This is a genomic window from Pseudogemmobacter humi, assembly GCF_900609055.1.
Taxonomy (GTDB): domain Bacteria; phylum Pseudomonadota; class Alphaproteobacteria; order Rhodobacterales; family Rhodobacteraceae; genus Pseudogemmobacter; species Pseudogemmobacter humi.
Window position 1 is genome coordinate 1 of the sequence record NZ_UXAW01000078.1, and the last position, 13,047, is coordinate 13,047.

Annotated in this window: 9 protein-coding genes and 2 pseudogenes; 6 read left to right on the plus strand and 5 right to left on the minus strand. The window is 66.4% G+C overall.

Going from position 1 to position 13,047, the window contains the following annotated elements; translation table 11 throughout:
* Positions 1-142 precede the first annotated feature (142 nt).
* Together XINFAN_RS12930 and XINFAN_RS12935 are read right to left on the minus strand one after the other, a co-directional pair.
* Positions 143-842, minus strand: a pseudogene (locus XINFAN_RS12930) (IS5 family transposase); the annotation flags it as partial.
* A gap of 230 nt (positions 843-1,072) precedes the next feature.
* Complete coding sequence (locus XINFAN_RS12935) at positions 1,073-1,504, minus strand: Lrp/AsnC family transcriptional regulator (protein WP_124087287.1); 432 nt, start codon at positions 1,502-1,504, stop codon at positions 1,073-1,075.
* Positions 1,505-1,716: 212 nt separating this feature from the next.
* Here XINFAN_RS12935 and XINFAN_RS12940 point away from each other — a divergent pair, with 212 nt between their 5' ends.
* Complete coding sequence (locus XINFAN_RS12940; RefSeq protein ID WP_124087288.1) at positions 1,717-2,862, plus strand: type III PLP-dependent enzyme; 1,146 nt, start codon at positions 1,717-1,719, stop codon at positions 2,860-2,862.
* A gap of 186 nt (positions 2,863-3,048) precedes the next feature.
* Positions 3,049-4,095 (plus strand): T6SS phospholipase effector Tle1-like catalytic domain-containing protein, encoded by a 1,047-nt coding sequence (locus XINFAN_RS12945; protein ID WP_124087289.1) that lies wholly within the window; start codon positions 3,049-3,051, stop codon positions 4,093-4,095.
* Here XINFAN_RS12945 and XINFAN_RS12950 read toward each other — a convergent pair.
* From XINFAN_RS12950 to gltX, 3 genes are all read right to left on the minus strand, one after another.
* Positions 4,041-4,757, minus strand: a complete 717-nt coding sequence (locus XINFAN_RS12950) for a heparan-alpha-glucosaminide N-acetyltransferase (RefSeq protein WP_124087290.1) — start codon at positions 4,755-4,757, stop codon at positions 4,041-4,043. The two genes, XINFAN_RS12945 and XINFAN_RS12950, sit on opposite strands and share 55 nt — an antisense overlap.
* A gap of 256 nt (positions 4,758-5,013) precedes the next feature.
* Positions 5,014-6,303, minus strand: coding sequence for a citrate synthase (locus XINFAN_RS12955; RefSeq protein WP_124087291.1), 1,290 nt, complete (start codon positions 6,301-6,303; stop codon positions 5,014-5,016).
* Between the two features lie 118 nt (positions 6,304-6,421).
* Complete coding sequence (gene gltX / locus XINFAN_RS12960; protein WP_124087292.1) at positions 6,422-7,825, minus strand: glutamate--tRNA ligase; 1,404 nt, start codon at positions 7,823-7,825, stop codon at positions 6,422-6,424.
* Between the two features lie 100 nt (positions 7,826-7,925).
* Between gltX and XINFAN_RS12965 the strand changes: the two genes are divergently transcribed.
* The 4 genes and pseudogenes from XINFAN_RS12965 to XINFAN_RS22525 all read left to right on the plus strand — a co-directional run.
* Positions 7,926-10,061 (plus strand): ComEC/Rec2 family competence protein, encoded by a 2,136-nt coding sequence (locus XINFAN_RS12965; protein ID WP_233352204.1) that lies wholly within the window; start codon positions 7,926-7,928, stop codon positions 10,059-10,061.
* Positions 10,062-10,341: 280 nt separating this feature from the next.
* The gene (locus XINFAN_RS12970; RefSeq protein ID WP_124087294.1) at positions 10,342-11,445 is read left to right on the plus strand and encodes an ABC transporter ATP-binding protein; all 1,104 of its coding nucleotides are present in this window, start codon (positions 10,342-10,344) and stop codon (positions 11,443-11,445) included.
* A 147-nt stretch (positions 11,446-11,592) separates the two neighbouring features.
* The gene (locus XINFAN_RS12975) at positions 11,593-12,672 is read left to right on the plus strand and encodes an ABC transporter substrate-binding protein (RefSeq protein WP_124087295.1); all 1,080 of its coding nucleotides are present in this window, start codon (positions 11,593-11,595) and stop codon (positions 12,670-12,672) included.
* A gap of 234 nt (positions 12,673-12,906) precedes the next feature.
* Positions 12,907-13,047: pseudogene (locus tag XINFAN_RS22525) on the plus strand (ABC transporter permease); the annotation flags it as partial.

Sequence of the window (13,047 nt, forward strand, 5' to 3'; positions counted from 1 at the left end):
CCACCCGATACGACCGGTGCCCGGAAACCTTCTTCTCAGCCATCATGCTCGCCGCAACGGTCTTCTTCTGGCTATGATCCAGAACGAGTCCTGAGCCTAACGTGCCAGAGGCGTTAAGCTCTGGACTCATCCAGTCAGCCAAAAAGATGACGGTTGCGGCGAGAGCGATGGCTGAGAGGAAGAGGATGGGACATCTGTCGTCGCCTGTGGCCACGCGCCTCAGGTCCTTGAGTCACTGAGACATGATCCCGATGCGGTTTCGATGTTTGTAGCGGCGCTTGTCGTATCGGACTGTATTCTTGCGGGTTTTACGTCAGGGGATGCAGGCGCTTATGCGCTTGTCTTTCAACGCATCTCTGAACCAGACGGCATCATGGCCCCGATCCGCCAGCATTCATTCCGCCTTTGGAAAGCTGCGCAGCAGAGCGGCGGCTCCGCTGTAGTCGCTGACCGGGCCTGCGGTGACGAACAGGGCGGTCGGGCGGCCCTTCGCATCGGACACGGCATGCAGTCCGGTGGCCAGGACCGCCTTTGGTGCGGCCGATCAGGGGTCCCATTCCGGGGGCTTACGCGGCTGAACTGCAGCCACTGTCCCCCTCCATACCCCCTTTTCACCCGCGGCCGGAGGCCGTCCTGTGCGCTTTCAGATACCCTTCGCCGGGGCGTCCTAACCAGTGGCGCTGCCCCGGCCCGACATCGATCATGATTGTCTGCTCATCGGCAGCCTCCGACGCCAGGCAGTGCATCATTCGCGTAAACACCCCCATCCGGCTCCAGCGTTTCCATCGATTGATGAAGATTATGCCGCTCAGCACACGGCGGTCACCGACGCGTGGGCGGCCCGTCCTTCAGGAAAACAGTCCCCGGACTGCTTTCTGATCTTCGGATACTCTTGGGGAAAAATGGCTGAGGCCGCGCATCTGCGTGTCAGTCAGTCAGACGAGATTGCTGATCAGAAGGGTTCTCAGGAGACCCTGCTGAAACACGTCAGGAAACCACAATCAATGGGGCCTGACCCTAAATATCCCCGCCGGAGGCTTCCGCCGCTGTCCCCGGGCGACCGGTCGGGCACTCAGACCGCGCGGTCGATGCGGGTCGAGAGGTGGATCAGGCTTTCCGAGCTTTTCACCCCGCTCATCGCGCCGATCTGGTCCAGCACCTGGTCGAGGATCTGGGTATTGGCGCAGGCGATCTGCAACAGCAGGTCGAACCGGCCCGAGGTGGTGAACACCTTCTCGACCTCGTGAATCGATTTCAGCCGGGTCAGAATCGCCGCCTGGCCGCGCGGCTCTATCGTCACCAGAACGCTGGCCCTGAGCCGCCCCTCGCGCGCCGCTTCGCCCAGTTTCAGCGTATATCCCGCGATCACGCCGGAGTTCTCCAGCCGCTCCAGCCGGGCCTGAATGGTGGAGCGCGCCACCTTGAGGCGCCGCGCCAGCGTCGCCACCGAGATCCTAGCGTCGGCGCTGAGCAGGCCGATCAGGCTTTTGTCGAGGTCATCCATGCAATATGTCCGGTCTTTTAGTCATAATAACGAATGTTTCAGACATATCTATAGTTTTGTTCGGTGAAATTGTCACACATATGCAGCATCCTTCTTGCAGGAAAAGGGCGGCTCATACGCACCTGGCCTGGTTTTCTTCAAACCGCGCAGGTGCCCGTCCCGTCGAGCTTGGGGAAGGGCGAAGCGTCTTGTTGGCAGAAAGGGAAACGCCGATGGGACTTTCACGGACGATCTGGAACGATCCGGCCGAATATATCCGCCTGCATCAGCCGGAAAACCCGGTGATGTTCTTCGCGCCTTCGGTCGCCCAGGCGGCCGCGCGCCGCTTCATCGACGGCTTTCCGGGGCTGGTGACCTATGCGGTCAAGTCGAACCCCGGCGAAGAGATGATCGAGAATCTCGCCGCCGCCGGGATCCGCGGCTACGACTGCGCCTCGCCGTTCGAGATCGACCTGATCCGCCGCCTCGCCCCCGATGCGGCGATCCATTACCACAATCCGGTGCGCTCGGCCGCCGAGATCGCCCATGCCGTGGCGAAGGGCGTGAAAAGCTACAGCGTCGATTCGCGCTCGGAACTGGCGAAGCTGGTGGCGATGGTGCCCGCGGAAGGCTGCGAGATTTCGGTGCGCTTCAAGCTGCCGGTCGGCGGCGCGGCCTATAATTTCGGCGCCAAATTCGGCGCGACCGCCGAACTGGCGGTGGAGCTGCTGAAGATCGTGCGCGATGCGGGCTTCACCCCTTCGCTGACCTTCCACCCGGGCACCCAATGCACCGATCCGGCCGCATGGGAGACCTATATCCGCAAGGCCGCCGAAATCTCGGCCACGGCCGGGGTGAAGATCGCCCGGCTGAACGTGGGCGGCGGCTTCCCGAACCACCGGCTGCACGCGGTGGTGCCGCAGCTTGAAGAGATCTTCGCGGTGATCGGCCGCGTCGCAGATGAGGCCTTCGGCGCCGACCGCCCCGCTCTGGTCTGCGAGCCGGGCCGCGCGCTCTGCGGCGATGCCTTCAGCACCGCGGCCCGGATCAAGGCGATCCGCGACGACAGCCATGTCTTCCTGAACGACGGCATCTACGGCACGCTCAACGAGATGCCGCAGATCGGCATGATCGACCGGCTCCAGGTGATCTCGCCCGAGGGCGTTCTGCGCCGGGGCGCGCCGGAGCCGCGCATCGTCTTCGGCCCGACCTGCGATTCCGTCGACCGGCTGCCCGGCGACATCCTGATGCCTTCGGATATCGCCGAGGGCGATTATGTGATCTGGCACGGGATGGGCTCTTATTCGGTGGTGACCAACAGCCGGTTCAACGGCTTTGGCGATCTCCAGATGGCGACGGTGCTGTCGACGAAGCTCTGAGCGGTTTTCCCGGCAGGATTTTCGCCCCGCGGCTGGACAAAACCCGCCGCGGGGCTAGTCTTTTCCTGGACCCGGGCAAATTCTCACAGGACCGCCGCCATCTCGCTTCGCGCCTTTTTCAGCAGGATCTTCCGGCCCCGGCCGCAGCCCGAGGTCGCGCCCGCCGCCCCTCCCACCCCGGGCCGCATGCGCGGGCAGGTGGATCATGTGGTGATCCTTGACGGCACCCTGTCCTCGCTGCGCGATCACGAGATCTCGAACGCCGGTCAGACCTTCCGCCTCTTGGCCGAGGGCGGGCCGCGGCCCGGGCGGACGCTCTGGTATGACGAAGGCATTCCCTGGCGCGGCTGGCGGCGGATCATGGATGTGATCGAAGGCCGCGGGATCGAGGATCAGATCATCCGCGCCTATGGCCATCTGGCCAGCCATTACCGCAGCGGAGACCGCATTTTCCTGTTCGGCTATTCGCGCGGCGCTTTTGCCGTGCGCAGCCTGGCCGGCGTGATCGACCGGGTGGGCCTTCTGCGCCAGGAAGAGGCGACCGAGCGCAATGTGCATCTCGCCTGGCGGCATTACCAGCGCGGCGAGAGCGCGGCCTCGGCGGATTTCGCCCGCGCCTTCTGCCATCTCTCGGTGGGGTTGCGGATGGTCGGCGTGTGGGAGACGGTCAAGGCGCTCGGCTGGCGTTTTCCCCTGCTGTGGATGCTGACCGAAAGCCGCCATGCCTTCCACAATCCGCATCCGGCGAAGAATCTCGATTACGGTTTCCACGCGCTGGCGCTGGATGAGACCCGGGTGGTGTTCGAGCCGGTGCTCTGGCAAAGCGGCGAGGCGAGCCGCGCCCATATCGAACAGGTCTGGTTCCGCGGCGCCCATGGCGACGTGGGCGGCCAGATCGGTGGATATGAGGCGGCGCGGCCGCTGGCGAACATCCCGCTCGTCTGGATGCTCGACCGGGCCGAGAGCGCGGGGCTGATGCTGCCCGCCAACTGGCGGATGCGCTTTCCCTGCGACCCTGCGGCGCCGATGACGGGCACCTGGCGGGGCTGGGGCGCCTGGTTCCTCTACCGCCGCCGCCGCCGGATCGGCCGCGATCCGACCGAAAGGCTGCATGAAAGTGTGCCCGAGACCGCGCGTCTGCGCTGGCGGCTGGCGCGCGGGCCCGGCTTTGCCCCGGATCAGGCCGCGAACAGCCAGGCCGCCGAGAGCACCAGCCCGATCAGCAGGGGCTGATGGAGCAGATAGATCGCCAGCGAATGCCGCCCCGGCCAGCCGAGGCGGCGCAAAAGCGGCGTCTCGCGCGGCTCGATCCTGGACCAGACCCCGTAGCGGGCAAAGAGCCGCGCTGTCGCCATGCCGGCGAGGAAGGGCGCGAACCAGGGAAACAGCGGCTCGAAATCGGCGGTGAGGGGCAGGGTGCCGGAAAGCCCGGTCCAGACCAGAACCCCGCCGAAGAACGGCGCGCTAAAGAACCACGGCAGGGCGAAGATCAGCGCGGCAAGCGCCAGGTTCACGGCCGCGGGCAGGCGCAGGAACAGAAGGCCCAGGATCGACGAGACGGCGATCGAATGCAGGATGCCGTAGAAGATCCAGACCTCGGGCATGGCGAGATATGTCGCAGCCGAGACCAGCGCAGCCGCCGCGGCGATCTTCGCGAGGCGGCGCCCGAAGGCGGGCCAGCGGATGCCTTCGCCATGCGAGATCCACAGCCCCATCCCGGCGAGGAAGATGAAACTGCCGGCGACAATCCGCGCGAAATACCAGAAGAAGCCGCTGACCGCGGTGCCGCGCGGCACGAAGCCCGCCATGTCGAGATCCCAGGTCAGGTGGAACACCACCATCCCCGCCAGCGCCAGCGTCCGCGCGAGGTCGATCAGGATCAGCCTTTGTCGCATCCGTGTGCCCCGTTTCCCTGCCCCGTTCCTGCCGCGCCGGGCGACCGGAGGCAAGCCCCGCCCTCTGTCTGGCTGGCCTGGAAGAGCCGGCGCATGCCCTTCACGCCCCGACCTGCTCCGGGGCGTTGGTCCGGATGAGGCAACAGCCGTTTGAAAGATTCCCGGCGCGCGGCATGATCTGCAAGGTGAGGCGGTCCGTCCCTATTTCGGGCCGCCGCCGCAAAAGGAAAGGGCGGCCCGGAAGCCGCCCCCTGTCTCAGCGGTTGCGCAGATCCACGTAATCGCGCTTTTCCGGCCCGATATACAGCTGGCGCGGGCGGCCGATCTTGCCGGCCGGATCGGAGATCATCTCTTTCCACTGCGAGATCCAGCCGATGGTGCGCGAGATCGCGAAGATCGGCGTGAACATCGAGGTCGGGAAGCCCATGGCTTCGAGGATGATGCCCGAGTAGAAATCCACGTTCGGATAGAGCTTCTTCGAGACGAAATATTCGTCTTCGAGCGCGATCTTCTCCAGTTCCTTGGCGACCTGGAGCGTCTCGTTGTTCTCGATGCCCAGAAGACCCAGCACCTCGTCGGCCGATTCCTTCATCACCCTGGCGCGCGGGTCGAAGTTCTTGTAGACCCGGTGGCCGAAGCCCATCAGGCGGAACGGATCGTTCTTGTCCTTGGCGCGGGCGATGAATTCCGGGATCCGCTCCACGCTGCCGATCTGGCGCAGCATTTCCAGACAGGCCTGGTTGGCGCCGCCATGCGCGGGGCCCCACAGACAGGCGATGCCCGCCGCGATACAGGCGAAGGGATTGGCGCCAGACGAGCCCGCCAGCCGCACCGTCGAGGTCGAGGCGTTCTGCTCATGATCCGCATGCAGCATCATGATGCGGTCCATCGCCTTTTCCAGCACCGGCGAGACCACATATTCCTCGGTCGGGACCGCGAAGCACATGTTCAGGAAGTTGCCGGCGTAAGACAGCGCGTTCTTCGGATAGACGAAGGGCTGGCCGATCGAATATTTATACGCCATCGCCGCGATGGTCGGCAGTTTGGCGATCATGCGGATCGAGGCGACCTCGCGGTGCCAGGGATCGTTGATGTCGAGGCTGTCGTGATAGAAGGCCGACATCGCGCCGACCACGCCCACCATGGTGGCCATCGGATGGCTGTCGCGGCGGAAGCCGCGGAAGAAGTTGTGCATCTGCTCGTGCACCATGGTGTGGCGCGTGATGCGTTGGGTGAAGTCGCTTAGCTGCGCGGCGGTGGGCAGCTCGCCATACATCAGCAGATAGCAGACCTCGACATGGCTGGATTTCTCGGCCAGCTGCTCGATCGGATAGCCGCGGTAGAGCAATTCGCCCAGATCGCCGTCGATATAGGTGATCGCGCTTTCGCAGGCGGCGGTCGAGGTGAAGCCCGGGTCATAGGTGAAGACATCGGCCTGAGCGTAGAGCTTGCGGATGTCGAGCACATCCGGCCCCAGCGTCGGATTCAGGACCGGAAGATCGAAATCCTTCCCGTCCAGCGTCAGTGTCGCTTTTCTGTCTGCCATTCTTACACATCCCCCGTGTAGCGGCCCGGGCGCGCAAGCCGCGCGGCGGGTCATAGCTTCTGTCTCCGGCCCGCCGGTTTCCGGGGGGCCCGCAGGGCTCGGGGGGGTCACCGCGGCGTCAGGCCGCGGCCTCCGAGAGCCTTGCGATCGTTTCGTCCCGACCGATGACCAGCATCATGTCGAAAACCGAAGGCGTTGCGGCCCGACCCGCCAGCGCGGCCCGCAGCGGCGCGGCGAGCTTGCCGAAACCGATGCCGTTTTCGCCGGCCACGCCGTTCAGAATGGGTTCGAGCGCATCCTTCGTCCAGCTAGCAGTTTGCAGATGCGGCGTCAATGAATCCAGTATACCACGGGATACCGTATCCAGCGCCGCGGCGGATTTCTCATCGGGCACCACCGGGCGCGAGATCAGCGCGAAATGCGCCTTTTCAAGCAGTTCCGGCAGGGTCTTCGCGCGGTCCTTCACGCAATACATCGCCTTTTCCAGCAGCGCGGATTGCGCATCGGTCAGCGCCGGAAGCCCGGCGGCGGCGAGATAGGCGTGAATCTCTTGCAGCAGCGCGGCATCATCCGACATTGCGATATGATGACCGCAGGTGTTTTCCAGTTTCTTAAAATCCAGCCGGGCCGGGGCCTTGCCGATGCCTTTCAGATCGAAGACCTCCATCGCCTGTTCGCTGGTGAAGATCTCCATATCGCCATGCGCCCAGCCGAGGCGGGTGAGGTAGTTGCGCATCCCCGCCGCCGGGTAGCCCAGGACCTGGTATTCCTCCAGCCCCGTCGCGCCGTGGCGCTTGGACAGTTTCTTGCCGTCGGGGCCGTGGATCAGCGGGATATGCGCCCAGACCGGCACCTGCCAGGCCATGGCGTCGTAGATCATCTGCTGGCGCGCGGCATTGACGAGGTGATCGTCGCCCCGGATCACATGGGTCACGCCCATGTCGTGATCGTCCACCACCACGGCCAGCATATAGGTGGGGGTGCCATCCGAACGTAACACGATCATGTCGTCGAGCGTCTCGTTTCTGATCGTCACCCGGCCCTGGACCCGGTCTTCCACCAGGGTCTCGCCCGTGCGCGGCGCCTTCATGCGGATCGCATAGGGCGCCTCGGGCCATGTCGCGGGATCGGCGTCGCGCCAGGGGCTCTGGAACACCGCATAAGAGACGCCCGCGGCCTCCTGCGCGGCCTTCCAGTCGGCGATCTCCTGCGCGCTGGAATAGCAGCGGTAGGCGGTGCCGCGCGCCAGCATCTCCTGGGCGACTTCGGCGTGGCGGTCCTTGCGGGCGAACTGGCTGACCACATCGCCGTCCCAGTCGAGCCCGAGCCAGGTCAGCCCCTTCAGGATCGCCTCTGTCGCTGCCGGGGTCGAGCGTTCGCGGTCGGTGTCCTCGATCCTGAGCAGGAACTTCCCGCCGCGCCCGCGCGCGTAAAGCCAGTTGAACAGCGCCGTGCGCGCGCCGCCGATATGCAGAAAGCCGGTGGGCGAGGGGGCGAAGCGGGTCACAACCGGGGCGGTCATCGCGGACATTAACCTTTCGGAAACCATGCCGGGCGAGGATGGCCCGGATCTGCGGAGATTTGCGGGGCGCATTTACGCGCGGCGCGCGGGAAAGGGCAAGGTGGCTGACACATCCACAGCGGGCGCGCCTCTGGCGGTGCCGGGCCGGCTGGCCGCGCCGTTCCACGCGCTGGAATCGGCGCGCGGCCATCTGTTCCCGCTGGCGGCGATTCTGTTCGGCCTGGGCGTGGGCCTGTGGTTCGCCTGGCCCGTCGAGCCTGGAACGCAGGTCTGCGCGGGGATGGCGGCGCTGGCCGTCCTTGGCCTTGCCGTCGCGGCGCTGGCGCCCGATCCGTTCCGCCCGGCGGGCGCGGCGCTGCTGGCGCTGGCGCTCGGCTTTCTTGCCCCCGGTCTGCGCGCCCAGCTCCAGGCCGCGCCGGTGCTCTCGACCCGCTATTACGGCGCGGTCGAGGGGCGGATCGTCGAGATCGACCGCTCGGGCAGCGATGCGATGCGCCTGACGCTCGACCGCGTGGTGCTGGAGCGGCGCGCGGCGGCGGAGACGCCGGTCCGGGTGCGGGTCTCGCTGCATGGCGGGCAAGGCTGGCATGCGCCGCAGCCGGGCGAGGTGGTGATCCTGACCGCCCATCTCGCGCCCCCCCAGGGCCCGGCCGAGCCCGGCGGCTTCGATTTCCGCCGGATGGCCTTTTTCGACCAACTCGGCGCCGTGGGCTATTCGCGCACGCCGGTTCTGCTGCTGGAGCCGCCTGCGGCGGGCGAGGAATGGATCGGCCGGCTGCGCAGTTACTTCTCGGCGGGGATCCGCGCGCATATCCCGGGCGAGGCCGGGGCCTTCGCCTCCGGCGCGATGACCGGCGACCGCTCCGGCATCAGCCAGGCCACGGTCGAGGCTTTGCGCGATTCCTCGCTGGCGCATATCCTGGCGATCTCGGGGATGAACCTCGCCTTCCTCGCCGCCTTCGTCTTCGCGCTGATCCGCGGCAGCATCGCCTGCATCCCGCCGCTCGCGCTGCGGGTGAACGCGAAGAAGATCGCGGCCTTCGTCTCGATCTTCGTGGCGCTGTTCTATCTGCTTTTGTCGGGCTCGAACGTGGCGACCGAGCGCGCCTTCGTCATGACCTGCGTGATGCTGGTCGCGGTGCTGCTGGACCGGCGGGCGCTGACGCTTCGCTCGGCGGCGATCGCGGGGGTGGTGATGCTGACCCTGCGGCCCGAGAGCCTGCTGGCGCCCGGTTTCCAGATGTCGATGGCGGCGACGGTGGCGCTGATCGCGGGCTTCCAGGCGCTGGACCGGCATATGCAGCACGGGCGGTTGCCCCGCTGGACGGTGCCGGTGATCACGCTGGTGGCAAGTTCGGCCATCGGCGGTTCCGCCACCGCGCCCTATGCGGCGGCGCATTTCAACCGCTTCGCCGATTACGGGCTGCTCGCCAATCTGCTGACGGTGCCCGCCATGGGGGTGGCGATCATGCCGATGGGCGTGCTGGCCTTCCTGCTGGCGCCCTTCGGCCTTGCCTTCCTGCCCTTGTGGGTGATGGGGCTCGCCTCGGAATGGATCCTGTTCGTGGCTTACTTTGTGGCGGAGTTCGACGGTTCCGTCACCGCGATTCCGGCGCCGCACCGGCTGGCGCTGCCGCTGATCACTCTGGGCGGGCTGTGGCTGATCGCCTGGCCGGGGCGGGCGCGGCTGGCGGGCCTTGCGGTCCTGCTGGGCGGGCTGGCGGTCTGGCCGCTGGCGTCGCGCCCGGCGCTGCTGATCTCGTCGGACGGCGCGCTGGCCGGGCTGGCGGGGCCGGAGGGGCGCGCGCTTTCCGCGCCGTCGGGCGGCGGCTTCACCGCCACCACCTGGCTGGAAAACGACGGCGATCTGGCGACGCAGCAACAGGCCGCGGCCCGGCCCGGATTCGACGGCCCGCGCGAGGCGCGGCGCTTCGCCTTCGCCGGGCTGAGCGGGGTCGTGCTGAGCGGGGGTAAGGGAGAGGCGCTGCTGGCGGAGGCCTGCGCAGAGCATGACCTCGTGATTCTCGCCGCCCGGGCGCAGGATCCGCCGCCGGGCTGCCCGCTTTTCGACCAGTCCCTTCTGGCGATGACCGGCGCGCTGGCGCTGCATCCGGGGGCGCAGGGCGGTGTTCTCGTCACCCCGGCCAGGGACGCGAGGATCTGGAGCCCGCCCCCCCCCGATCCGGCCCGCATCGCCGGCTCTCTGCCACCGGGGTTCTCGCTCCGGTTGCGCTGATCCGCGGGTGCGGCGAATCGACGGCGCCAGGTCCGGTGGAAAGACCATCGCGTCACGCCGCACCGCGGCGAGCGAAACCCCGCGCTTTGGCGAAAGCGCGAAAGAAAATGCGCCCTCTCTCAGGCAGATTGACCGATCGGGGCCCGCTTTTCAGTCACATTGCCGGGCAGGCCGCCCTGGCGGCACGGGCGCTTACTTCGCCGTTGCATTGGCCTGCGGCATTTGATTACGTCGAGAGCAACAAGGCAGAGAAGCTGCCGGGTTTGCCAGGGGGAATTTTGTGACGTCTGAACCGCGTAATGATGCATTCGTCGCTTTCGAGCATGTGCAGAAGAGCTACGATGGCGTCTCGCTTGTGGTGAAGGATCTGAACCTGGCCATCGCCAGGGGCGAGTTTCTGACCATGCTCGGGCCCTCGGGGTCGGGCAAGACCACCTGTCTGATGATGCTTGCCGGTTTTGAGACGGCGACGCATGGCGAGATCCGGCTGGACGGTCGTCCGATCAACCAGGTTCCGCCGCACAAGCGCGGCATCGGCATGGTGTTCCAGAATTACGCGCTGTTCCCGCATATGACGGTGGGCGAGAATCTCGCCTTTCCGCTGGAAGTGCGCGGCATGGGCCGGGACGAGCGCGAGACGCGGATCCGGCGCGCGCTCGACATGGTGCAGATGGGCGCTTTCCTCAGCCGCCGTCCGGCGCAGCTCTCGGGTGGGCAGCAGCAGCGGATCGCGCTCGCCCGGGCGCTGGTCTTCGATCCGAAGCTCGTGCTGATGGACGAGCCGCTCGGCGCGCTCGACAAGCAGCTGCGCGAACATATGCAGTTCGAGATCAAGCACCTGCACGAAAGCCTTGGGATTACCGTGGTTTACGTGACCCACGACCAGGGCGAGGCGCTCACCATGTCGGACCGCGTGGCGGTGTTCAACGACGGCCGGATCCAGCAGCTTGCCCCGCCCGCGGATCTCTATGAGCGGCCCGGGAACAGCTTCGTCGCGCAGTTCATCGGCGAGAACAACAAGCTGCCGGGCACGATCGAGGACCTGTCGGGCGGCAAGGCGCTGGTGCGGCTGGCGACCGGCGAGCTGATCGACGCGACGCCGGTGAATGTGACGGAAAAGGGCCAGAAGACGCTGGTCTCGATCCGCCCCGAGCGGGTGGAGTTCAAGCCCGAGCTGATGCCCGCGGGCGCCCATACGCTGGAGGCCGAGGTGCTGGAGGTCATCTATATGGGTGACATCCTGCGCACCCGGATGCGCGTCGCCGGCACCGACGATTTCGTGGTGAAATGCCGCAATACGCTCGACCAGATCCGGCTCAGTGCCGGCGAGCGGGTCAGGGTCGGCTGGCATCCCGAGGATGCCCGCGCGCTCGACGTGATCTGACGCCGCCCGGCGCGGCGCGGCCGGGGGGGCTCTGCCCCTGCCGGGCGCCGGAGGCCCGGGGGCTTTGCCCCGCCGCGCGCGGGAAGGATACTGCAAAGGGAAACCGCTCCGACCGGGGCGCACAAATAACCAGCACGGGAGACCAAGATGAAAAAATTCCTCGCCCTCACCACCGCCCTCGGAGGGCTTGCGCTGCCCGCGGCCGCCCAGGAAATCACCGTTATGGGCTGGGGCGGCGCCTATACCCAGAGCCAGATCGAGGCTTATCAGAAGCCCTTCGCCGAAAAGACCGGCATCAAGGTGACCTCGGTTGACGCCGACAATCCTGCCACCCCGATCAAGGCTCAGGTCGATGCGGGCAATGTCACCATCGACGTCGCCAACCTGGAAATCGCCGATGCGGTGCGGCTGTGCGACGAAGGGCTGATCATCCCGATCGACGCCGCGTCGCTGCCCGCGGGTGCCGACGGCACTCCGGCGACCGAGGATTTCCTCGAAGGGACCATCACCGAATGCATGATCCCGACCGATATCTTCTCGACCATCGTCGCCTATGACGCCTCGAAATTCCCCGAAGGCGCGGCGCCCGCCACCATCGCCGACTTCTTCGACACCGAGAAATTCCCCGGCAAGCGCGGGATGAAGAAAGGTGCCAAGGCGACGCTGGAAATGGCTCTGATGGCCGATGGCGTTCCGGCGGCTGAGGTCTATGCGCTGCTGGAAACCGCCGAGGGCCAGGACCGCGCCTTCGCCAAGCTGGACACGATCAAGAAGGATGCGGTGTTCTGGGAGGCCGGCGCGCAGCCGCCGCAGCTTCTGGCCGATGGCGAGGTTTCCATGACCATGGGCTGGAATGGCCGGATCTTCAACGCCGCCGTGGCCGAGAACAAGCCCTTCGTCATCATCTGGGATGGCCAGGTCTACGAATGGGAAGGCTATGTGATCCCCAAAGGCGCCCCGAACGAAGAGGCCGCGCTGGAGTTCGTCAAATTCGCCACCTCCAGCGAACCCGCCGCCAAGGCCGCCGAATACATCAGCTACGGCCCGCCGCGCAAATCCTCGGCCTCGCTGGTCGGCAATATCCAGGGCTCCGATCAGCCGATGTCGCCGAACCTGCCGACCTCGCCCGAGAACATGACCAATGCTCTCGCGTCGGATATGGGCTTCTGGGTCGACCGCGACACCGAACTGGGTGAGCGCTTCAACGCCTGGCTTTCAGCCAACTGAGGCTTCGGGATGCGGGGGCCGCAGGCTCCCGCATCCTTTCACGAATTGCTTTCGGTTGCCCCCGGCAGGGGGCGCCGTTCTCCTTTTCCGTCCCGGTGGCTCTGCCACGCCGTGGCCTGCCGTAGCCGGGCCGGGGATCTTTCCGTCCGGCGCGAAGAGGAGAGCGTGTGACCCCTGCCATGCCCGGGGGCCGGGAAGCCAGCCACTGCCTGACGCCGCAAGAGGGAACGAGACATGTCCGACGCAACCGCGCCGCTCACCACAGCCGACGGGCGCCCTCTGCGTCTTGCGCTTTCGCGGGCGCAGTCGCGTTCACGCCGCCGCGCGTTTCTTCTTGTTCTTCCGTTGCTTCTGTTCATCGTGATCACCTTCGTG